The following is a 22,501-nucleotide window of genomic DNA, read 5'->3' as shown; positions in this document are numbered from 1 at the left end:
GAATTCCATGCTGAAACAGATCTGGACAAAAAAGAACAGGAGTTAGGTGATGTTTTTCTCTCTGATTAACTATGCCAGAATTTCAGGAATCAATCCGGATTCTGCTTTGGAAAGAACCAATCTTAAGTTTATTTCCAGGTTTCAGAAAATGGAAGGACTTGCAGAGGAACAGGATCTGAAACTGGCAGATATGTCTCTGGAAGAAATGGATGTTCTATGGGAAAAGGCGAAAAAGCTTTCATAGTTTCTGATTGGAACAATTAATGCTTCTTATATTCAATTAAAAAATAAAAAAATAAATATGTTACGTTTTCTTATGTTACCTGCCTTGCTTTTATTGAGCTGTAATCCAAAAGCTCAGAATTCCCCTGCCAAAGAAGATGAACTGAAAATACAGTTCTCCTTACCCAAAAAGTTGAAGGAGGTTTCCGGAATTACTTTATCAAAAGATAAGAAAACGATCTGGGTGATAGAAGACAGGGGAAATAAAAATGCAATATACGGCTTGAGTAATCAAGGAGATATGCAGAAACAAAAATTCCTGTAGAAAATGCAGAAAATACGGACTGGGAAGACATTATTTCCGATCCTGAAGGAAATATTTATATTGGCGACTTTGGAAATAATGATAATAACAGACAGGATCTGGCGATTTTAAAAACCGATTTAAAAGACAGCAGACAAACTGTGACCAAAGTTGTTCAGACCACAAAATTCCATTATCAGGGACAGACGAATTTCCTCCGAAAAAATCATATCTGCTCTATGACTGTGAAGCTTTTGTTGAGATGAATGGAAATTTCTACCTGTTTACTAAAAACAGAAGCAAAGGTTTCGACGGAACTTTCCTTGTATTCCAGGTGCCTAATAAGAGGGCGATTTTGAAGCAAAGTTGGTAGGAAAATTAAAACTTCAGGGCGGTTATAATGATGCCGCGATTACATCAACAACTATTAACAGTACGAAAGATAAAATTGTATTGCTGACCCATAAAAATGTTCATGTTCTTACAAGGATTTACTGCTGATGATTTTAATTCAGCCAAGATTCAGAAAATCCCGTTGAATCATAATTCCCAGAAAGAAGCTGTTGTTTTCCTTGATGATAAAACATTAATGATCGCAGATGAGAAAGGAAGGATGAAGGGAAATGTATATACTTTTCCTTTATAAAAATAAATAAAACCCCACAGAGAAAATCTGTGGGGCTTTTCAATATATGAATGTATTAAAGTGATTGGCGTTTTATAGACTAGGGAGTAAGGTAAGATATATGAATATTCCCACTTGATAACCGGAAATCCTGAGTATACCTGCAGCGTATTCTGAAGGTCTCTCCCGCATTTAAAAAGTTAATGGATGAAAGATTATGATTCAGTCCTGTCGTACGTTCACCATGGCCGGTAGATATCCCTGCAAGTGTTGTGAGTACCGGAGAAACCTTTTGTATATAAGAATTGGCAGTACCTGCAGTCTGTCCGGATGGATTTAAATTAAGATCATAGGTTGCATAAGGCACAATATTATAGAACCCTGGCTTTACTACTGTAAAAAGTCCGGTGGTTGAATTATATGCTAAATAAGCTGTATCAATTTTATTACTTACATTGAAAACATAGGTCTGTGAATAACTTTCGTGGGTACTGACAGGAGTAGAATGTGTTCCGGTATAGCTGCCCGTTGCCGGGCTGAGATCAGTCTTGTTCCCAACAAATACTACCTTCAGGAAGTTTTCAGATTCAATGGTCTTCCAAACCGGTGCATTGCCTGCTCCGTTTGACATTAAAACTTCACCTTTGTTTCCGGAATTTCCTTTTGTTCTGTCATCTCCTCCTACATTAAGATCTTTAACAACCTGAAGGGAACCATTGACATGAAGTGTATTTTGAGGCGTTGATGTTTTAATCCCTATCTGTGCATTTAAGTTTACGGATATGATAAATAATACCATATACAATAGCTTCTTTTTCATCATTTGCTGATTTTTTGGTGCAGCAAATATAAAATGTTTTTAAAATGTCAATTTTTTAAAGAATTGCTAATCATATTGAACTATGTGTATTTTTGACTTATATAGCTGAAAATATGGCTTTTATTTAAAAGCCATATTTATTTTATCATTAAAAAATGTGAGTTGAAAATTTGAAATATTAAATTTTATTTAAATTGGATTTTTTAAATATTTAATATAAAGTATGCTTTAAAGGATTATTAAACAGTGCTTTATGAATTCAATCAAAAGGTAAAGTTAGAATAATCTCTTTACAGACGGTTGCGTTTAAAATTTCATTCCTATCCCTGCAGACAGCCTTCCGCCATCTGAACCGTAGAAATAATTCAACCTTGCAGACATCATTTCTACAATACTCAACCATAGACCGGCACCGGCAGACTGATGCCATTTTCTTGAATTTTCATTATCATTCCATACACGTCCGATATCATATCCAATGAGAATCCCCATGTTTGCCGGAGCAATATTATTTCTTACTCTTCCAAAATCCCATCGGATCTCTGAATTATTGGTAAAATAGGACCTTCCTGAGAATCTTTCATTTCTGAAAGCCCTCATTCCGTTGTTGCCTCCGATAGCCGCAGCCTGATAGAATTCAAAGTTGTTGTTATTGATCCACATAACATTGCTGGAGTTGGCAAATACAAATTTTCCTTTTTATCAATTCTGTGGTCAACGGCAAGCTTTCCTTTTAAGGTCACAAAGTTTTTATTAAAATCAGAAAGGGTTGCTTTCCAGTCTGCATTAAGCATGAATTCCAGTCCAAGAGTAGGGAAAGCTGCATTATCAGCGTTTTTATAGCCCAATGTATAATTGGCTCCCACAAACTGCTGGCTGTCAAAAACGCCGGGTCTTACATCCGGAGACTGATTGATGAAACGGCCAGCCTTTCTCTGTACTTTATTATCTTCAAAAGTCAATTGAAACTGATGGCTGAGATTCATCCAGCTTTTCTGTGAGATGGAAGGAGAAAAGTTGAATTTGGAAATTCTGGCCCTGTTGTATTCTCTTTCGGTATTTTCTTTATCATAATCACTTTCGTTGGAAAGTCCAAAGAAGTTCTGAGAAAATCTTGGAGTCGTATAAAATGCATCAAGGTTAATATCCCAACCTGAAATTGCTTTTTTAAATACGCCTTTATACGTAAGACTGAATCCTGCTGTAGCGGTATAAAAATTAGCCTTTAAGCTATGTCTTTGAGTAAAAGGATCACGGATAAAATTGTTTACCGTATAATTGGCCAGAACACCTACAATAACACCGTCATCAGGGTTGTAATCCAGATTTGGATACCCAGCTACAGAATTATATTTAGGATGTTTATAATTATAGCTGTTGATGTCATAATCATCCGTAATATTTTTGGTTGCATTACCGGCGTTGTAAGTGTTTTTCTGAGATTTAAAATCATAAATCTTCACTTTTCTTCCGTCACCCACAGTATAGGTGTCATGATTATAACCGCCGATCAGTCTGATATCCATCTTTGGATTTCCTGTTCCTGTTACTTCATAGATGTCATCATCCTCCAGTCCGTAGATCCACAATTCTTTTGTTTTCGAATCATGATAAGTTTTTTCAAAAACCAGCTCATTCTTGTCTTTATCCTTACCCAGCTTATATTGCTGCACAAGTACAGAATGTCCGTTTTTTGTAATGACAAACTTATCAGGATTTACAGTTCCTGCCAGAGGTACTTTTTCTGTAGTACATCATAATACTGGGCTGCATAGGTCTGAAGTTTTGTTTTTCTAATTTTCAGCTTTCTCTGGATTTCGGCGATGGTGTCGTCCTGTACTTCTTTTGGAAGATTATGGAAAGCATCATCAATATCCGCATCGGTAAGATGCTCCTGTATGTATTTTGCCTGAGCTTCCCATTCACTCTGATCAGCTCCCTTCAAGAAAACAAGATCCATCGGGTAAGGTTCCATGGCAAGCCATTTCACGCTACTGATATCTTCTGTAAAGGTCTTCATATGGCGGATGGCCGGAACATTCATGATAAGTTTAAATGCGGCACCGTCATATTTACTGAACGCCTGATCCCTGTCTTTCGGGATCGGTTTATAGATTACTTTATCGCCTTCTTCATATTCTGCCCATTTCCATTGGTCTGAATGTCTGTCCCAGTCACCGATAAGCATGTCAAACAGTCTTGCTCTGATATAAGATTCCCTGTCAACAGAATATTTATTACTCTTATTGAGGTTTTTCAGTACATCATCCGTAGAGACAATATCTTTTGCATTGTTAAGATAAGCCAGCGTCTTAGGATCAGAAGAAAAACGTTCTTCAATCATATACATTTCGTCCCCGTAGTTTTCATTATATCTTCCCAAAGCTTGCTGCTTAGGGATGTAATACAGTTTTGGGTTACTGTGAAAAATACCCAGTTTTTCCGACATGTTCCCGATCGTAAAAGGGGTAAACGGATGATTGGTCGTGTAAAAATCCAGCAGGAATTTTTCAGGGAATGTATCGGCCAGTTCTTCTCCTAATGTGCTTTTCTGGAAAGCCATGTTGTTAAGGAAGCGGATCGCACTTTTTTTCACACCGCGCATTACAAACTCCTGTCCTTCTGCAGACTTCAGACGTAAACTGTTGGATTGGTTCCCTCCTCCTTCTCTGAAAGGAATATACCCGCCATTCAGGTCTGAAAGATTAGCGGTTGGGGCTTCAATCGGGATCCCGTAATATTTTCTGTAGTGGTCTCCCCAGAGCCATCTGTAAAATTTTCTTTTTTCTGTAAGCTGTACGGGATAAATAGTTGAAGAAAATGTTGCCGGAAAAGAATTGGGGAAGTTATTGACAAATACATCCGGTTTAGACATCACGGAAATATGAGTCAGTTTCTGAAGCCGGGCATCTCTGGTTGAAAAATACTCAACATCTGTGCTTTCGTCTTTTCTGAAATTTAAAACAGCAAAACCACTGCCTCCGTAAGAGAAGTCTGTTTTTTCTACAATGGTAGACGGATCTGTTTTAGAACCCGCACCACTGATAATCTGTCTCAGGTTCCCATCTTCATGATATTGCAGATTATGATCATGTCCTGATACGAAAATAATGTTTTCCTTATCCTGTACAATACTTTTCAGCCTGTTGGCAAGATCTGCATAATGTTGGTTGTTAATATCTTCAGGGCTTGCTCCTGAGGAACTCCTTAAAATATTAACCACACTGGCAACAACCGGAACAGGGATTTTACTATTTAAAGGAAACAGATGGGATTTAGCAGAGGTAAAACCTGCGTGTGTTCCACTGCTGATGACAGGATGGTGTAAGGCAACAATTATTTTTTTACCCTGATTTTTAATAATAAGGTCTTTAAACTCCGTAAAAAAATCTTCCCGTGTTTTAATATTACAGTTTTGTTGATTCCCGGGTAATTATCCCAGTTGGCAATCACCCATTCCGTATCGATGGCAATGAGCTTAATGTCTTTAGAAATGTTGATGTCATCAATAGGACATCCGCTTTTTGGTAGAAAAGCTTTTTTATCATCGAGATATTTTTTTACCAGTCCTTCCTGAGCATTCAAACCTTCCAGCCCGTTATACCAGTCGTGATTTCCCGGAATGACCAATGTTTTTCCCTTGAAGTCTTTTGTAATGGCCAGCTGGTTTTCCAGTTTCTGTTTCGCTAGTGCATAATCTTTGTCCGTTTCTTTGGGCATCCCGTTAGGATAGATATTGTCGCCCAGAAAGATCAGCATAGAATTGCTGTCGGCGGAATCCAGTTTGCTTTTCAGTAAATTCAGCGTTTTTTGTGCCTGAGGTTCATCTGCATTTCCTGCATCTCCAATCAGAAAAAGTTTAAAATCATTTTCTGATTTTATTTCGGAATCTTTTACTTCAAATAAGTTTTTGCCCTTTTGTACGTTATATGTAGCACAGGAATAAAGGACTCCTGCGGACATTACTGTTCTAAGAACAATAGAAGTATTTTTAAGATGAGTTTTAAAGGATAAATTCATAAATTTACATTAACAAAATTTCAGGAATGAACATTCTAGACAAAGCTAAAAATTATGTTGAAATCTTATTCAAAGATAAGTTATCTTCGGTATATTTTTATCATAATTTTATCCATACTGCCTACACGGTAAATAAGGCTGAAGAAATTATGAAGAACACCCCTGTTTCCGAAGAGGATCAGGAGAAAGTTCTCGTTGCGCTGTGGTTTCATGATACAGGGTATATAGAGTGTGCTCTCAATCATGAGGAGAGAAGTGTGGAGGTGATGAAGAATTTTTGCAACAGGAAAATTATCCTGAAAATTATATTGCTGATGTTGAAAAGCTGATTCTGGCTACCAAAATACACTATGAACCTCAGAACTTACTGGAAAAAATTGTAAAAGATGCGGATTTCAGTCATTTTGCAGGTCATGATTATACCGATATTTCAGATGCTTTGAGAAAAGAATGGGAGCTGACCAATGTTAGATGCTTTTCCAATGAAGAATGGAATGCCGGAAATCTTGATATGCTGAAAAACAAACATACTTTTTATACGGATTACGCTAAAGAAAACTGGGAGCCTTTGAAAAAGAAAAACATCAAAAAGATCGAAAAGAAACTGAAAAAGAGGAGGAGAAAAAGAGAGTAAGAAGGATAACCCAGAAGGTAAAAAAGAGAAAGAAAAATCAGACAGAAGTGTGGATACCTTATTCAGGGTAACGCTGAACAACCATACAAGGCTGAGTGATATTGCGGACAGTAAAGCCAATATTCTTTTATCTGTAAATGCGATTATCATTTCAGTGTGCCTTTCCGTATTGGTTCCGAAGCTGGATGCTCCCAAAAATTCGCATCTGATTCTTCCGAGCTTTATTTTACTGCTGTCAAGTGTACTGACTATTATCTTTGCGATTCTGTCTACAAAACCGAATGTGACGAAAACAACATTTACTCCTCAGGATATTGCCAACAGAAAAGTAAATCTTCTGTTTTTCGGAAACTTTCAACAGATGCTGTTTGATGATTATAACAATGCCATGAAAGACCTGATCAAAGACAGAGATTACATTTATGATTCTATGGTGAAAGATTTATACTATCTGGGGAAAGTGCTTAACAGGAAATACAAGCTTTTATCCATTACCTATAAAATTTTTATGGCAGGGATCATTATTTCTGTTTTGTCTTTTGGAGTGGCTTTTCTAAGTCTTTAACAGGATCAAGATCAATTTTTGAAAATAAATATAAATACATCCGGGACTTTTGTGCCGGATTTTTATTCCTGTGGTAGGGTAAAGGAGACCCTTAGCGCCAGCAATCCTGTAATTCCCTGGAGATCCTCAACCTTCAAAAATTCCACGTCATGTTGTAAAACCCCTTTTTCTGAAGTTTTGAAATGTAGTCGAGATATTCTTTCTGGTTTTCCATTCCGAAATAGACAATGGTGATTTTTCCGGGAGCTGTGATGCGTTCTGAAGAATCTTTGACATGAGCTTTATCCAGACGCTTTTTGATAATTTCGTAATAAGAATTGTATGCTCCGTCTACGTCAAAACGTTTTTCATCCATTCTGAAACGGATGTCGATCTTTTCATTGTACACAAAGATGAGCGAGGCAATATCCAGCTGTATAGGAAGATCTTTTTTAAAAGTCTGGAAATCAAGTTCCATTTTACAGATGGTTTTCATCTGCCAGTATCTCAGTTTATGAACAACTTTTGAGGTATAATGAAGCTCAGGTGCAATGGTAGGGCCAATGTACAGATTATGCTCTACACCGTCAGACTTGAACCTTTCATAATAATGTGGGAAAATTTCCTGGGCTTTTGCCTGGCTTTCGTCCAGCATATCCGCCAGCTTACGGTTAACCAGAGTAATAGAATCATCCAGTTTTTTCCGATGGGTGTAAAACAGCTCCGTTGATGAAAAAATCTGTGAAAAATAATCTTTGATCTTTGTCTTTATTGCTCTGGGGGTTTTAATTTCCAGTTTCCCCTGTAAAAAGGGATGAATCTCTTCCCTCAGCAATCTCTGAAAGCGTTGTTCCGTATCAGCTTTTATTTCATTATTGAGCTCATTTTCAAAAATATCCAGTGCCAGCAGAAACTTTTCTGATTCGGAATTGGTAAGCGTTAAAATTTCGTTCAGTGATTCAATCTGCTGGTTGAGATCCTGCAGCATCAGATTAAAACGTTTTTCTGATGAAGAGCGGATGTCTGAAACCCCGAACAATGGCGTAAGGTTTTTAAATGAAATCTGCTTTAGTGTATAAATTTTCTTTCCCAGCGATGCCGTAAAATATTTTTCAGCTTCATTCCTAAACTTCCACACCACACTGTCATGAATGGTGGTATATTCACGTTGAATAATAGCTTCTATCTGATAGTTTTTCTCAAAATAGAATCTGTTCAGAGAGAAAAGAACCATATCAGTGAAAAATTCCAGTTTTTTAAGCTTTAAGCCATTAAAGCTGCCGGCAATAGGAGAAGTAAATTCCATGATGGCCAGGAGCTCACCGTCTTTCATGATAGGTATTACCATGAAGCTGTTGACATTATTATCCTTTAAAATACTGAAAGAAGGCAGTTTTTTAACGCTTTCATCCAGATTGTTTACATTGGAAACAACAACAGGTTTTGAATTATGATTCAGATTGTTGAAGGTGCTCTTACGGGTTTCTTCATCAAAGGCATTGATCCAGAAATCGAGGATATGATTAGTGAGAAGACTCTCATAAATCGGAAGCTTATCCAGCTTCTGTTCCTTTTTGTTGAAGGTCATCAGTCCAAAACTGAGTTCCGGAACATCAAAATAGGATTTAAAGATTTCGGTCAGATTTTCATCGGGATTCAAATCTTCGGGATCAATTTCGATCATGCTTGATTTCAGATCAGAAAGTGCCACTTCAGAAGTGCAGTCAACCAGTGAAATAATCGTAAATCCTTTTAAAATCCAGGATTGGGAAGGAAAGTATTTCTTCCACAGTTTAAAATCATCCAGATTTTCCAGGAGCATATCCAGTATATCATCAGATGGAATTTTGGCATCCTCTGTAGGGATAATTTCTGTGAAGTCTGAATTGACGGTAATCTTATAGTGCTTCATGATTCCCTGCTTGTTAGGGATATCATAATAAAGCGGAATCGTACTCTTAATATCTTTTTTGAAGTAGCTCTGAAGAATCAGACAGCAGCAGAACACATAAAATTCATTATCTGAAATATTTCTCAGTTCTATTTCAAAATCTTTTCCAGCATCTTTCAGAATGTCTTTAAATCTTTCTGTATAATTGAAAGTGATATTGGAAAGAGGAATACTGGCCGCTTTGATCTCATTTTTGGTAAGTCCGGTCGGGAACAGATCGGCAAGAAGAAGCCTGATGAGGTCTTCATATTTTTCGAGGAGGGCGGTGTCCTGGAAGCCTTCTCTGAACTCTTTAAAGTTTCTCGTACTCTCAATCAAAGACTCTGCATAGTTCACCCTGTATTCTAATCTGTCATTATACCGGATATGCTCCAGAACATCCAAATATTTTTTGAATGATATATAAACCTGAAAAGGGAGTCTTTTTTATAGAGATTAGCCAAGAGCTGAAAAATTTAGAGTAAAGTTATGAAAAAAGCGGAATATTAATAGGAGGATAATTTATTTTATTGTACATAATTTACTTGTACTTCAGGAAACTTTATAAGGTATTTTGTAATTATTTGTTGTTTTTTTGGAAAGAGGATGGCAGGATTAATGAATAATAAATTTTATGAATTTTGTTTCAGATATGGCCAAAAAAAGCACAACTGAAAAGTTGTGCTTTTAATATCTTAAAATTCAGGTTTTACAATCCGAACATTCTTGCAAACAGATCCGGGAAAATTCCCAGGATAATAATCAAAGCAATAACAACGACTGCAATGATGTTGTAAGTAAGGGTTACTTTTTCTGATGATTTAAATGTTGATTCTTTAAAGAAGAACATCGCAATGATCAGTCTTAAATAGTAAGCGATAGACAGGGCAGAACCTAATACTGCTACCAATACTAAGAAAGCAGCACCGTTCATAGCCTGGGAGAATAAAGCAAATTTTCCCATAAATCCGGCTGTTAACGGAACTCCTGCCATTGAAAGCATAGAGATCGTTGCTGCTGTGGCTAATAAAGGTTCAGTTTTCGCCAATCCTTTGAATGCCCCGAAAGAAGTTTCTCTTTTCAATTTCTCTACCCAGATCAGACACATGAAAACTCCTACTGTAGATAAAGAATAAGCAAATAAATAAAAGGCAAGGTTATAAGTAGAAAGGCTTGTCATTCCGAAGAACACCAATCCGATATATCCTGCGTGAGAAACTGAAGAATACGCTAACATTCTTTTTGCATTCGTCTGAGCAAGACCCATAACGTTTGCCAAAAGTAAAGTAATGATTAAGAATACTCCTAAAACATTGATCCATTCGTGCGTAACTCCGGTGAAACCCAGTGTCATCAATCTGAACAGGGCAAAGAATCCGGAGATCTTTACCACACTTGCCATGAAAGCTGTGATCAATGATGGTGAACCTGCATATACATCAGGACTCCACATATGGAAAGGTGCTAATGCCACTTTGAATGCCAATGCGCAAAGGATCAGTAATACTCCCAGGATGAACATTACGTTCCCTGAGTTGGCCACACCGAAGTCATGAATTTTATACAGATCAAAACTTCCTGCACTTCCGTAGATAAATGCAATACCAAACAGTAGGAAACCTGTTGCAAATGCTCCCATAAGGAAATATTTGATAGAAGCTTCATTTGATCTCAGATCAGTTTTGTTAGCTCCGGCCATTACATATAATGGAATAGAAAGGATTTCAACTCCCAAGAACATCGTCACTAAGTTCTGATATCCGAAAAGGATAATTCCTCCGCATAATGCAAACAGCATCAATGCATATAATTCTGACTGGTGGCTTCTGTGGTTGCTGAAAGCAAAACCTCCCAGGAAGAATAATAATAAAGTCGTTACGATTGATATTTTAGTGAATAATGCAGTATTGTCACTGTACTCATACATATGCTTGTAATGGTCGAAGAACGAACATTCCGGCATAAAACTTACGTACAATGCGATGATTAATCCCAAAATCCCAATGTATCTTGCGAATTTTCCTTGTTCAAAAACTCCTGAAAATAACGCAATAACTGCCGTTAGGAAAACAATAATTAAAACACTCATTTCTTAAAATATCAAATTAACTTACCATTGATTGGTAGATAAACTTCACCGAACTACTCACCATTTCAATTACCGGTTGTGGGAAAATACCAAGTAAAATCACAAAAACCGCTAAACTTGCCAATACAGAAAATTCTACACCTGATAAATCTTTTGCTGTACTTAGAACTGCTTCATCTCCTTCACCAAACATTGCTTTTCCGTAGAATCTCAATAAATATACAGCACAAAGAATTACTGTAAGACCAGCAATTACTGCTGCTGTTCCGTTAAAATCATACACTGATTTCAACAAAATAAATTCTCCGATGAATCCATTGGTCAATGGAACTCCCATTGAACCTAGTATAATAATCAGGAACAATACAGCAAACTTAGGTGCTACTTTAGCCAAACCTCCCATTTGTCTGATGTCTCTTGATTTAAATCTCTTGTATAAAATATCACAACAGTAGAATAATCCCACTACGTTGATACCGTGAGCGAAAGTCTGTACCAAAGCACCTTCAGCACCTTCTACATTGAAAGTTCCTCTGAGAGTAACTACTGCAGAAGCAAAGATACCAGCTACCATCAATCCTACGTGGGAGAAAGATGAATAGGCAATGATTCTCTTCATATCCGTCTGGATAATGGCAATCAAAGCTCCGTGAACAATGCCCACAATAGCAAGGATGATCACAATCTGTCCGGAAATTCCGGCAATCGGAATCGGTGTGATTGGAAGTAAATAACGCATTACACCGTATACTGCCATCTTAAGCATAATTCCTGATAATAACATCGATCCCTGAGTAGGAGAGTAGGTATAGGTATCAGGCTGCCATGTATGGAAAGGGAACACCGGTAGTTTCACCGCAAATGCGAAGAAGATGAACCAGAATACCACAGTCTGTTGTGTTTCGTTCAGTTGTGCATTATATAAATCTGTCAAAGCGAATGATGCAGAGTGGTTGTACACATAGATCAGCCCGGCTAACATAAATAATGATCCAACAAATGTATATACGAAGAATTTCGTAGTGAATTCGAACCTTTTATTTTCTTGTCCCCACAGTCCGGCAATGAACCAAATTGGAATCAAAGTTACTTCCCAGAAAATGTAGAATAACAATCCGTCTAAAGAAGTGAACACTCCTACAAGACCAAACTGCATCAATAGAATCAATCCGTAGAATGTATTTCTGTAGTTTACATTTTCGTTGAAAGAAGATAAAATAATGATTGGAGCCAGAATATTGGTCAGTAATAAAAGAAGCATGCTCATTCCATCGATACCGAAGTGAAGAGAGCTCTTCATAAATTGTGACCATGGATAATTGATCTCATGCTGCAATACGCTGTCTACCGTTGGATTAAAATCAAAATCCGAAAGTACATAGAACGTAAGAAGCATTTGTACCAATGCAATTCCAAGCGCCAAATATTTGCTGGAATTATTCTTCCAGGCAAAAACTAATCCCGAACCTACTAGAGGTAATAGTAATAATGTTAATAACAAACAAGACATTATTATTGTAATAAAAAGTTAACAATTAATATAATTCCCACCGCTAAAGACATGATAAGGATATATGTCTCTACATTTCCGTTCTGTACACGCTTCATAGCTTTTCCGCTGTCTTCAGCACCATCACCTACAAAGTTTACAAAACGGTCTAAGATACCCTTATCAAACATTTTTCCTCCGCGTCCTAATCCTTCAACAGTTTTTACAATCAATGCGTTGTAAAGTTCGTCTACATATAATTTTTAGCAGAAAGCTTTTCCCATCCGGTATAGCTTTCTTCTGCCACAGCCATCTTTTTCTTTTTCACGTAGGTATTTCTTACGATAAACCAAACAGAGAAGAACATAATTACTGTAGCTGCCAATAAGATCATTTCAGTATTGAAAGGTACTCCTGAAAGAGTAGCTTCCATCTGGCTGAAGCTTTGTTCTGTAAGAACAGGCTTTAACCATTCCATCAGTTTGGCATAATGACCGTGACCGATGAAGTGAGGCAGGTTTATGAAACCTCCGATCACAGAAAGAACAGCCAATACGATCAATGGTAATGTCATATTAGACGGGCTTTCATGTAAGTGGTGTTTTTGTTCTTCAGTACCTCTGAATTCTCCATGGAAAGTCAGGTAGTACAGTCTGAACATATACGTTGCAGTGATTGCCGCTAAAACAAATAGGATTACCCAGTAAACAGGGTTTTTAGCGAAAGCTGCTACTAAAATTTCGTCTTTGGAGATCATCCCCGATAATAAAGGGAAACCTGAGATCGCTAATGTTCCGATCAGGAATGTAGCGTGCGTAAGAGGAATATACTTTTTAAGACCTCCCATGAAGCGCATATCCTGTTCGTTGCTCATAGCGTGGATTACAGAACCTGCACCTAAGAATAATAACGCCTTAAAGAATGCATGCGTCATTACGTGGAACATTGCTGTTGTATATGCTCCAAGACCTAAAGCGATGAACATAAACCCAAGCTGTGAAACGGTAGAGTATGCCAATACTTTTGATGTCGTTCTGACGAAGTGCATAGAATCCTGCCAAAGCAGCTGTTAAGAACCCGATGAATAAAATTCCTCCCTGAACGGTTGGGGCTAAAGTAAATAAGAAATTGGATCTTACTACTAAATAGATACCCGCAGTTACCATTGTTGCCGCGTGAATTAGCGCAGAAACCGGAGTCGGCCCGGCCATCGCATCCGGTAACCATGTATATAATGGAACCTGAGCTGATTTACCGGTAGCACCGATGAATAAACTCGCTGTGATAAAGATGATCACTGTTCCGTCCAATTCAAATTTTGAAGCGTTTTCTGCTACAGAAAGATAATCTACAGCATTGGTCTGAGAAGCGATCATGAAGATACCGATCAATAACGCAAGGTCACCAATCCTGTTCATGATGAAAGCTTTTCTTGCTGCTTTACCGTATTCTTCGTTGGTATACCAGAATCCGATCAACAGGTAAGAACAAAGACCTACACCTTCCCATCCGATAAACAGGATAAGGTAGTTGCTTCCCATTACCAAAAGTAACATGGAGAAGATGAAAAGATTCAGGTAAGTAAAGAACTTGTAGAACCCTTTATCATGACTCATATATCCGATAGAGTATAAGTGGATCAGTGAACCGATCCCCGTGATGATCATGACCATCATTAACGAAAGCTGATCAATCTGGAATCCAAAATTGATTTGAACTCCGTTTACTCTAAACCATTCAAAAGCTTTTACAATGACAGGCTGGCTTTCAGAATTGAAATTCATGAAAAGACTTACCGCAATACAGAAAGATCCGAAAACTACTGCAGTAGCCAGGGAACCAACCAATATTTTTGGAAGATTTTTTCCGAACAGCCCGTTAATAAGAAACCCTAAAAGTGGTAAAAGTACTATTGCATATACTAGATTCTCCATTCTTATCCTCTTAATTTATTAAATATACTCACATCTACAGAACGGGTGTTTCTATACAGCATAGCAATAATTGCCAGACCTACCGCTACTTCAGCAGCAGCTACCACCATAATGAAGAAAACTAAAAGTTGTCCGTCGCCGTTGCCTTTGTATGCTGAAAAGGCCGCCAATAAAAGGTTTACAGAATTCAGCATAAGCTCTACACAGCCCAGAATCACAATAGCATTTTTTCTAAGCAATACTCCCATTACTCCCAGACAGAACAATACTGATGAAAGAATGATGAAGTAGTCCAAAGGGATGCTTTGTATAAATGTATTTACTTCTCCCATAATTTTATAAATCTTTTTTACCGATTAATACCGCGCCTACAATACCTGCCAGAATTAGGATGGAAGCAAGCTCAAACGGTAAAACATATTCATTAAACAAAAGTCTACCCAGATTTTTTGTTAGACCAACCCCTCTGTCTACATTTTCAACAACGATGTGATTGTCCTGAATCCCTCTGAATACCCCTAGAACTCCAATTAATAAAAGCCCTGCAGTAAAAACTCCGACAAACTTTAAAGTATTGTTCTTCTTACTTTCGTCTGCTTTATTAAGGTTAAGCATCATTAAGATGTAAAGGAAAAGTACCATGATGGCACCTGCGTATACTATAATCTGGATAATTGCAAGGAATTGTGCATTTAAAAGAATGTACATTCCGGCAATTGAAAACATTGTAACAATTAATGACAAAATAGCATATAAAGGATTTTTTGCAAATACAAAGTAAACCGCACTTGCCACTGCTAAAAACGCCACCAAGAAAAATAAAAACTGATCCATTATTTTACCGCATTTTTTGTTTCTCGGATTGTCTTGTCGTGATATCAATCCTTTCATTTATTTTTTCAACTAATTTATCTTTTCCGTAAATGAAAGAACCTCTGTTGGTTTCTACATCCACCAATCTGTCTGTAAGGTAGATGGCAGATTTAGGACAAGCTTCTTCACACATACCACAGAAAATACATCTCAGCATATTGATTTCATATACTGAAGCATACTTTTCTTCTCTGTAAAGATGTTTTTCCTCTTTAGTTCTTTCAGCAGCAGTCATCGTAATGGCTTCTGCAGGACAAGCTACCGCACAAAGCCCGCAAGCTGTACATCTTTCTCTGCCTTCCTCGTCTCTTTTCAAAACGTGCTGACCTCTCCAGATAGTGGTTCTTGGCTTCTGTACTTCCGGATATGAATATACTGCGGGAGCACCCTTTATCACGGTTCTTACAGCATGCTTAAATGTAATCCCCATCCCTGTAAAAATAGCAGGAAGGTAGATTTTTTCAGCAAGGGTCATTTCTTTATTGGAAACAACTTTTGATCTGTTTGTAAGTTTCATTTAATTATAGATATTAGATGTTAGACACCAGATTTTAGACTAATCTTGTCTGTTATCTTAATTTTTAATATTCAATATTCACACAAACCTAACAGGTTTTTAAAACCCGTCAGGTTTAGATGGTTTAATTTCCAAACGCTAAAATTACAGCTCCTGTAATTAACAGGTTTACCAATGCCATCGGGATTAATGTTTTCCATCCCAAGTGCATTAACTGGTCGTATCTGAATCTTGGAAGGGTCCATCTGATCCACATGAAGATCAGAATTCCGATAACAGTTTTCGTTAAAAATGCTACGATACTCAAGATTCCTGCTGTGTTTTCTCCCCAGTTCTGAGTGACCCATTCAATACCAGGATAGTTGTATCCCCCGAAGAAAAGAACTACCATGAAAGCGTTTGAGATAAACATGTTCACGTATTCCCCGAACATATATAAACCTAACTTCATAGAAGAGTATTCTGTAGAGTATCCTGTTACCAATTCAGACTCACACTCAGGTAAATCGAACGGGTGTCTGTTGGTTTCTGCCAAAGCGGCTACAAAGAAAACAAGGAAAGCAACCGGCTGGTAGAAAATATTCCAGTTCAATCCGGAAACCCAAGGAATAACACCCCATAATTTACCGGTAGTCTGGCTTTCAGTGATTTCTTTTAAGTCTAAACTTCCTGTCATCATGATGATAGAAAGAAGCGCTAACCCCATTGCCAATTCGTAAGAAATCATCTGAGAAGAAGCACGGATAGCACCTAATAATGAATATTTGTTGTTCGAAGCCCAACCTCCGATCATGATTCCGTAAACACCAATTGAAGCCATTCCGATGATGAAAAGTACGCCAACATCAATGTTAGCTACCTGAAGATCAAAAGAAGTACCTGCAATATTTAAACTTTTACCCCAAGGAATAACAGCTCCTGTAATCAATGAAATAAACATTACCAAAGCTGGTCCTAATACGAAAAGGAATTTTTCTGCATTGGCAGGCGTAAAGTCTTCTTTGAAGAAAAACTTTCCACCGTCAGCAAGCGGCTGCAGTAATCCGAAAGGTCCGGCTCTGTTAGGACCAATTCTATCCTGCATGATAGAGGCAACTTTTCTTTCTGCCCAGGTAGAGTAGGCGGCAATCGTCAGTGATAGCAGGAAAAGTGCTAGTACAAGTATAAGTTTAAATGTAAGTAAATCCATTTTTTATTTAGATTTTAAGATGTCAGATGCTAGCTATCAGATGGTCTGAAGTCTGAGGTCTGAAATCTGATGTCCTATTAATTATTTTTCGTCTTTTTCACTGATTTCTTTAGCCATCGGATTGTCTAGAACTCTTAGCTCATCTTTTGGCTTTTCGTAGTGGTTCAATGAAATTACAGAATGTCTGTCGATATGTCTCGGCCCTTCGATATTCCAGTCTGATAACGCTTTTCTTTCAAAACGGCATGTATCACAGATGAATTCTTCTACTTCACCCCACTGGTCTTTTCTTGCGGTAACTCTTACAATTTCATCACCTTTCATCCAGACTACAGCTTTTCCGGAACATTTATCACATTTGCAGGAAGCGTTCATAGGTTTTGTAAACCAAACTCTGCTGGCAAAGCGGGCTGTTCTGTCTGTTAATGCTCCAACCGGGCAAACATCAATAACATTTCCGATGAAGTCATTATCCAAAGCTTTATTTAGGTATGTTGAAATCTCAGCGTGATCTCCTCTGAAAAGGATCCCGTGCTCTCTTTCCCCTGTTAATTGGTTGGCAGCCAATACACATCTTGCGCAAAGAATACAACGGTTCATATTCAATTTGATGTGTGGCCCAAGATCATCAGCTTCGTAAGTATTTCTTTCGAATTCTGTTCTTGTATTCTCCACACCATGCTCATACCCTAAATCCTGAAGATGGCATTCTCCTGCCTGGTCACAGATAGGGCAGTCCAGCGGGTGGTTTACCAAAAGGAATTCGGTAACTGCTTTTCTTCCTTCCTGAGCTTTCTCAGAAGTAAGGTTTTTTACTTCCATCCCGTCCATTACATTAGTTCTGCAGCTTGCAACCAGTTTTGGCATAGGACGCGGATCTGCTTCAGATCCTTTAGATACTTCTACCAGACAGGTTCTGCATCTTCCTCCACTGGTCTCTAATTTGCTGTAGTAGCACATAGCAGGAGGTACAGATTTTCCACCGATTTGTCTTGCAGCTTCAAGGATAGAAGTTCCTGGCAACACTTCAGTAGTCTGTCCGTCTATAGTTATTTTGAATTTTTAACTTCTTCGCTCATATTGTATGCTTTAAGCTTTATGCATTAAGCAATAGGCTTTGTTATTTATATTTCTTAGTATTAAATGTATATCCGATTCCTGCAAGGAGCTGTCCGAAAACGAAATCCTGCTGGGCTTTGTCCGGCTTATTATTCAATGTAGTCTTGATATCCCACATATTGATGTAACCCGCTTTTCCTTCTAATCTTACCATTACATGGTCCCAAAGAACAAGGTTAAGACTGGCTCTTACGTCTGTTCCCATACCTGCCACGTGAAAACGGTCGCTTCTTTCATTTCCGAAAAGCTTTACATTACTTTTCGGGAACATGAATCCGATACCGGCTCCGTAAGACCAAACCAGATCAACATTTTTCTTATTGATCAGATTCTGATATCTTTCAAGACCTAAATTTTCATAATTAAGTCCGTCAGTATGTTCAAAAGTAAGGAACTTCTCATCTGCCAGGTTTACCTGTCCGTTTTGTACCATTGCTGCATATTCAGGATCTGAAATATGGCCTTTGAAATTTACGGTCTGGTTTTGATCCATTACATATTTCATATGGTCTATTCCCAAAACCAGGGCTAAATTATCTTTAATAAAATATCCCGCTCTGAAATTGTACTGAACCACTGTAAACCAGCCCGGATTGATATAAACAATACCAAATTTGGTAGGTCTGTCCTGTGCAGATACATTATTAAGCTGAAAGTCATAGCCATTTCCTGTGAAACGGATATCAGAGTTACTGAACGCCGCTCTGTTCCATCCGAAGAAAACGAACATCTGACCTTTTTTGCTTAAAGGTTCCGGTTTCTTTCTGGAAACCAATGCTCCTTTATCTGAACTTCTATCTATTAAAGAATCCTTTTCTTTATTTTGTCCAAAAACAAAACTCGACATCATTAAGCCGACAACCAACAATTTTTTCATTTCACCTATGCATTCTTTTCTACAGCCGGGATAGGATCTGCATAATGTGCCAATCCATAATTTTGTGTCTGAGACAACTCTGGGTTTTTCACGTGCCACTCAAACTCATCTCTGAAGTGACGTATTGCTGCTGCAACCGGCCAGGCTGCTGCATCACCCAACGGACAAATCGTATTTCCCTCGATCTTTTTCTGGATATCCCAAAGCAGATCGATATCTTCCATTTTTCCTTCTCCTTTCTCGATTTTCTTTAAAATTTTGTACATCCATCCCGTTCCTTCACGGCAAGGAGTACATTGTCCGCAGCTTTCGTGATTATAGAATCTTGCCAAAGTCATGGTGTGTTCTACAATACACTGGTCTTCATCCAAAACGATGAAGCCTCCTGAACCCATCATGGTTCCGGTAGCGAAACCACCGTCTGCCAATGACTCATAGTTCATATATCTCGGCTCTCCGTTCACTGTTCTCAGCAATAGATTTGCAGGAACAATCGGAACAGAACTTCCTCCGGGAATACAAGCCTTTAATCTTTTACCGTCTTTAATACCACCGCAGTATTCATCAGAATAGATAAATTCTTCTACAGTGATCGTCATATCGATTTCGTATACGCCAGGTTTGTTGATATTTCCACAAGCAGAAATCAATTTCGTTCCTGTGGATCTTCCCACCCCGATTTTAGCATATTCAGCACCTGTTATATCAATGATCGGAACCACTGCTGCAATAGACTCAACGTTGTTTACCACCGTTGGTCTTTCCCAAAGACCTTTTACAGCCGGGAATGGTGGTTTTAATCTTGGGTTACCTCTTTTTCCTTCAAGGGATTCAAGCAATGCAGTTTCTTCACCGCAAATGTATGCTCCACCACCTCTCTGTACGTAGATTTCAAGATCGAAACCGGTTCCTAAAATGTTTTTACCTAAAAATCCTGCTGCTTTGGCTTCTTCAATAGCTTCCTCAAGGATATCCGGAATCCATGAATATTCTCCACGGATGTAGATATAAGAAGTATTGGAACCTAAACAGTAAGAAGAAATCAGCATTCCCTCGATCAATAAATGAGGAAGGAATTCCATCAGATATCTGTCCTTGAATGTTCCGGGCTCAGATTCATCCGCATTCACAACAAGGTGTCTTGGAACACCTTCAGGTTTTGCCAGAAAGCTCCATTTCATTCCTGTCGGGAATCCGGCTCCACCACGACCTCTCAGTCCTGAAGCCTTTACTTCTTCAAGAATTTCGTCAGGAGTCATTTTCAAGGCCTTTTCAGCTGCTGTGTAACCTCCCTGCTTACGGTAGGTTTCAAAGTAACGGATACCTTCTATATGTGCGTCTTTAAGTAAAAGTTTTTTACTCATTGTTATTTGCTTATTGCAATTGGCTTTTGGTGCCTTGCATTAATTATGATTAAACGTTAAGTGAATAATTTAAAATCTACAATTTAGAGTTTAAAATTTCTATTAGTCTAAAGCAACCTGTCCCTGTCTGCAAAGATCAAGGATTTCGTCTACTTTTTCTATCGTTAAATTTTCATGAAAGAATTTCCCAAGCTGCATCATTGGTGCATATCCGCATGCTCCAAGACATTCTGCCGGCTTTAGTGTGAACATGCCGTCTTCAGTAGTCTCTCCGTCTTTAATGTTCAGTTTGGTTCTGATATGATCCAGAATTTTTTCGCTTCCACAAACCATGCAGGGACCTGTTCTGCAAACTTCCAGAACATATTTACCTACCGGCTTCATATTGAACATTGTATAGAAAGTAGCCACTTCATATACTTCGATCGGTTTGATGCTTAATAGTCCGGCAACATAATCCATTACAGGAACATCTAACCATCCTCCGAACTCTTTCTGTGCCAGGTGAAGTACAGGAAGAAGAGCAGACTTCTGTCTTCCTTCAGGGTATCTTGCGATAATTTTGTGTACCTGTGCTAAACTTTCCGGTTTAAAAGCTATTGTTTCGCTCATTTTTTTAAATGTATTATTGTACAGTGTACAATGTACTAATGACTTATTTATTTATCATTGTAAAATCATGAATACATTTTACAATGGTACTTTTTTACAATTGTTATGCGTCTAATTCTCCCGCAATAATATTCATACTACACATCGTTACAATGGCATCTGAAATTACAGAACCCGTAATCATTTCAGGATATGCCTGATAGTAGATGAAGCATGGTCTTCTGAAGTGAAGCCTGTAAGGACTTCTTCCTCCGTCGCTTACAAGATAGAACCCTAATTCTCCGTTTCCACCCTCTACTGCATGATAAACTTCTCCTTTCGGTACATCAGTTTCTCCCATTACGATTTTGAAATGGTAGATCAATGCTTCCATTTTCTGATATACATCTGCCTTTTCAGGAAGATAGAAATCAGGAACATCCGCATGGAATGGCCCTTCCGGAAGGTTTTCGTATGCTTGTTTGATAATTTTGATTGATTCCCAGACTTCCTGTTGACGAACCATGAAACGGTCGTAAGTATCTCCTGAAGTTCCTACAGGAATAATAAAGTCGAAGTCCTGGTATGAAGAATAAGGCTGTGCAACTCTTACATCGTAATCTACACCTGCTGCACGTAAGTTTGGACCTGTAAAACCATAGCTTAATGCTCTTTCGGCAGAGATGGCCCCCGTACCAATGGTTCTGTCCATGAAAATTCTGTTTCTTTCCAATAAAGTACAGAACTCTTTGAATCTTGGCGGGAATGTCTTTAAGAAATCCTTGATCAGCTCATGGAACTTAGGCGTGAAGTCTCTTTCAAAACCTCCGATTCTTCCCATATTGGTCGTCATTCTGGCACCGCAGATCTGCTCATACATATCGTAAATACGTTCTCTTTCGATGAACATATAAGTAAGACCTGTAATAGCTCCTGAGTCCATTCCGGTTACCCCGTTACAGATCAGGTGGTCGCCGATTCTGGCAAGCTCCATCAGGATGACACGCATATAATCTACACGTTTTGGAACTTCTACGCCGATCAGCTTTTCTACTGTCATATGCCAGCCTAAGTTATTGATTGGTGCAGAACAGTAATTCATACGGTCTGTAAGGGTAGTGATCTGAGAATAGTTTCTTCTTTCAGAAATTTTCTCAAACGCTCTGTGGATATATCCCACTGTTTGTTCAGCGTGGAGGATTCTTTCTCCGTCCATCGTTAAGATATTCTGGAAAATCCCGTGCGTAGCAGGGTGGGTAGGTCCTAAGTTGAGGGTATATAATTGCCCGTCAATCTGTTCCTTACTTTCGTACTGGTTTAGTATATTAGATAATGAGTTATCTTTCATAATTTAAATGCT

General features: G+C 38.2%; 18 protein-coding genes and 4 pseudogenes. 4 read left to right on the top strand and 18 right to left on the bottom strand.

The genetic code is table 11. The annotated features are described in order from the left end of the window. The 3 genes and pseudogenes from OWR28_RS09130 to OWR28_RS09120 form a co-directional block, all read left to right on the top strand. Positions 1-244: pseudogene (locus OWR28_RS09130) on the top strand (nucleoside triphosphate pyrophosphohydrolase); the annotation flags it as partial. 57 nt (positions 245-301) lie between these two features. Then, the gene (locus OWR28_RS09125; protein ID WP_332386331.1) at positions 302-547 is read left to right on the top strand and encodes a hypothetical protein; all 246 of its coding nucleotides are present in this window, start codon (positions 302-304) and stop codon (positions 545-547) included. A gap of 454 nt (positions 548-1,001) precedes the next feature. Next, positions 1,002-1,172: a hypothetical protein gene (locus OWR28_RS09120; protein WP_332386330.1), complete on the top strand. Its 171-nt coding sequence runs from the start codon at positions 1,002-1,004 to the stop codon at positions 1,170-1,172. A gap of 79 nt (positions 1,173-1,251) precedes the next feature. On the opposite strand, the gene OWR28_RS09115 is transcribed toward OWR28_RS09120, so the two are convergent. From OWR28_RS09115 to OWR28_RS09095, 5 genes are all read right to left on the bottom strand, one after another. Beyond that, positions 1,252-1,974 carry a hypothetical protein gene (locus tag OWR28_RS09115; RefSeq protein WP_332386329.1) on the bottom strand — a complete coding sequence of 241 codons (723 nt, stop codon included), beginning with the start codon at positions 1,972-1,974 and terminating at the stop codon, positions 1,252-1,254. Between the two features lie 303 nt (positions 1,975-2,277). Then, on the bottom strand, positions 2,278-2,571 hold the full coding sequence (locus tag OWR28_RS09110; RefSeq protein ID WP_332386328.1) for a hypothetical protein: 294 nt from the start codon (positions 2,569-2,571) through the stop codon (positions 2,278-2,280). Then, positions 2,568-3,644 carry a hypothetical protein gene (locus OWR28_RS09105; protein WP_332386327.1) on the bottom strand — a complete coding sequence of 359 codons (1,077 nt, stop codon included), beginning with the start codon at positions 3,642-3,644 and terminating at the stop codon, positions 2,568-2,570. Before OWR28_RS09105 ends, OWR28_RS09110 begins: the two co-directional genes overlap by 4 nt. Before the next feature lie 44 nt (positions 3,645-3,688). After that, complete coding sequence (locus tag OWR28_RS09100; protein ID WP_332386325.1) at positions 3,689-5,194, bottom strand: hypothetical protein; 1,506 nt, start codon at positions 5,192-5,194, stop codon at positions 3,689-3,691. 113 nt (positions 5,195-5,307) lie between these two features. Continuing rightward, positions 5,308-5,991 (bottom strand): metallophosphoesterase, encoded by a 684-nt coding sequence (locus OWR28_RS09095; RefSeq protein ID WP_332386324.1) that lies wholly within the window; start codon positions 5,989-5,991, stop codon positions 5,308-5,310. Positions 5,992-6,017: 26 nt separating this feature from the next. Here OWR28_RS09095 and OWR28_RS09090 point away from each other — a divergent pair. Further along, positions 6,018-7,190: pseudogene (locus tag OWR28_RS09090) on the top strand (Pycsar system effector family protein). Between the two features lie 133 nt (positions 7,191-7,323). Here the strand turns inward: OWR28_RS09090 and OWR28_RS09085 are convergent. From OWR28_RS09085 to nuoD, 13 genes and pseudogenes are all read right to left on the bottom strand, one after another. Continuing rightward, positions 7,324-9,504, bottom strand: a complete 2,181-nt coding sequence (locus OWR28_RS09085; RefSeq protein WP_332386323.1) for a GAF domain-containing protein — start codon at positions 9,502-9,504, stop codon at positions 7,324-7,326. A gap of 304 nt (positions 9,505-9,808) precedes the next feature. Next, entirely contained in the window at positions 9,809-11,188 is a 1,380-nt protein-coding gene (locus OWR28_RS09080; RefSeq protein ID WP_332386322.1) for an NADH-quinone oxidoreductase subunit N, read from the bottom strand. A 16-nt stretch (positions 11,189-11,204) separates the two neighbouring features. Then, positions 11,205-12,698 carry a complex I subunit 4 family protein gene (locus OWR28_RS09075; protein WP_332386321.1) on the bottom strand — a complete coding sequence of 498 codons (1,494 nt, stop codon included), beginning with the start codon at positions 12,696-12,698 and terminating at the stop codon, positions 11,205-11,207. 2 nt (positions 12,699-12,700) lie between these two features. Continuing rightward, positions 12,701-14,611, bottom strand: a pseudogene (nuoL, locus tag OWR28_RS09070) (NADH-quinone oxidoreductase subunit L). Between the two features lie 2 nt (positions 14,612-14,613). Further along, the gene (nuoK, locus tag OWR28_RS09065; protein ID WP_002983557.1) at positions 14,614-14,943 is read right to left on the bottom strand and encodes an NADH-quinone oxidoreductase subunit NuoK; all 330 of its coding nucleotides are present in this window, start codon (positions 14,941-14,943) and stop codon (positions 14,614-14,616) included. Between the two features lie 4 nt (positions 14,944-14,947). Beyond that, the gene (locus OWR28_RS09060) at positions 14,948-15,445 is read right to left on the bottom strand and encodes an NADH-quinone oxidoreductase subunit J family protein (RefSeq protein ID WP_002983555.1); all 498 of its coding nucleotides are present in this window, start codon (positions 15,443-15,445) and stop codon (positions 14,948-14,950) included. A gap of 4 nt (positions 15,446-15,449) precedes the next feature. Continuing rightward, positions 15,450-16,001: an NADH-quinone oxidoreductase subunit I gene (locus tag OWR28_RS09055; protein ID WP_332386320.1), complete on the bottom strand. Its 552-nt coding sequence runs from the start codon at positions 15,999-16,001 to the stop codon at positions 15,450-15,452. A gap of 124 nt (positions 16,002-16,125) precedes the next feature. Then, complete coding sequence (gene nuoH / locus OWR28_RS09050) at positions 16,126-17,190, bottom strand: NADH-quinone oxidoreductase subunit NuoH (RefSeq protein WP_332386319.1); 1,065 nt, start codon at positions 17,188-17,190, stop codon at positions 16,126-16,128. Between the two features lie 81 nt (positions 17,191-17,271). Next, a pseudogene (locus tag OWR28_RS09045) lies at positions 17,272-18,269 on the bottom strand (NADH-quinone oxidoreductase subunit G). A gap of 41 nt (positions 18,270-18,310) precedes the next feature. Then, positions 18,311-19,186 (bottom strand): hypothetical protein, encoded by an 876-nt coding sequence (locus tag OWR28_RS09040; protein WP_332386318.1) that lies wholly within the window; start codon positions 19,184-19,186, stop codon positions 18,311-18,313. A gap of 5 nt (positions 19,187-19,191) precedes the next feature. Next, positions 19,192-20,550, bottom strand: coding sequence for an NADH-quinone oxidoreductase subunit NuoF (gene nuoF, locus OWR28_RS09035; protein WP_332386317.1), 1,359 nt, complete (start codon positions 20,548-20,550; stop codon positions 19,192-19,194). A gap of 102 nt (positions 20,551-20,652) precedes the next feature. Continuing rightward, on the bottom strand, positions 20,653-21,162 hold the full coding sequence (locus OWR28_RS09030; protein ID WP_002983545.1) for an NADH-quinone oxidoreductase subunit NuoE family protein: 510 nt from the start codon (positions 21,160-21,162) through the stop codon (positions 20,653-20,655). 103 nt (positions 21,163-21,265) lie between these two features. After that, complete coding sequence (nuoD, locus tag OWR28_RS09025; RefSeq protein WP_002983543.1) at positions 21,266-22,489, bottom strand: NADH dehydrogenase (quinone) subunit D; 1,224 nt, start codon at positions 22,487-22,489, stop codon at positions 21,266-21,268. Positions 22,490-22,501: the final 12 nt, after the last annotated feature.

The sequence above is a fragment of the Chryseobacterium sp. 1B4 genome, assembly GCF_036631475.1.
In the GTDB taxonomy this organism is placed as follows: Bacteria; Bacteroidota; Bacteroidia; order Flavobacteriales; family Weeksellaceae; genus Chryseobacterium.
This window is presented reverse-complemented; position numbering and strand designations above follow the sequence as displayed.

Excerpts from the sequence above, each read along its gene's own strand:
- OWR28_RS09080 (WP_332386322.1), bottom strand. The coding sequence starts at position 11,188 with ATGAGTGTTTTAATTATTGTTTTCCTAACGGCAGTTATTGCGTTATTT.
- OWR28_RS09030 (WP_002983545.1), bottom strand. The coding sequence starts at position 21,162 with ATGAGCGAAACAATAGCTTTTAAACCGGAAAGTTTAGCACAGGTACAC.
- OWR28_RS09125 (WP_332386331.1), top strand. The coding sequence starts at position 302 with ATGTTACGTTTTCTTATGTTACCTGCCTTGCTTTTATTGAGCTGTAAT.
- OWR28_RS09115 (WP_332386329.1), bottom strand. The coding sequence starts at position 1,974 with ATGATGAAAAAGAAGCTATTGTATATGGTATTATTTATCATATCCGTA.
- OWR28_RS09055 (WP_332386320.1), bottom strand. The coding sequence starts at position 16,001 with ATGAAACTTACAAACAGATCAAAAGTTGTTTCCAATAAAGAAATGACC.
- OWR28_RS09040 (WP_332386318.1), bottom strand. The coding sequence starts at position 19,186 with ATGAAAAAATTGTTGGTTGTCGGCTTAATGATGTCGAGTTTTGTTTTT.
- nuoD (WP_002983543.1), bottom strand. The coding sequence starts at position 22,489 with ATGAAAGATAACTCATTATCTAATATACTAAACCAGTACGAAAGTAAG.
- nuoK (WP_002983557.1), bottom strand. The coding sequence starts at position 14,943 with ATGGGAGAAGTAAATACATTTATACAAAGCATCCCTTTGGACTACTTC.
- OWR28_RS09095 (WP_332386324.1), bottom strand. The coding sequence starts at position 5,991 with ATGAATTTATCCTTTAAAACTCATCTTAAAAATACTTCTATTGTTCTT.
- OWR28_RS09110 (WP_332386328.1), bottom strand. The coding sequence starts at position 2,571 with ATGAGGGCTTTCAGAAATGAAAGATTCTCAGGAAGGTCCTATTTTACC.
- nuoF (WP_332386317.1), bottom strand. The coding sequence starts at position 20,550 with ATGAGTAAAAAACTTTTACTTAAAGACGCACATATAGAAGGTATCCGT.
- OWR28_RS09120 (WP_332386330.1), top strand. The coding sequence starts at position 1,002 with ATGTTCTTACAAGGATTTACTGCTGATGATTTTAATTCAGCCAAGATT.
- OWR28_RS09060 (WP_002983555.1), bottom strand. The coding sequence starts at position 15,445 with ATGGATCAGTTTTTATTTTTCTTGGTGGCGTTTTTAGCAGTGGCAAGT.
- OWR28_RS09075 (WP_332386321.1), bottom strand. The coding sequence starts at position 12,698 with ATGTCTTGTTTGTTATTAACATTATTACTATTACCTCTAGTAGGTTCG.
- nuoH (WP_332386319.1), bottom strand. The coding sequence starts at position 17,190 with ATGGATTTACTTACATTTAAACTTATACTTGTACTAGCACTTTTCCTG.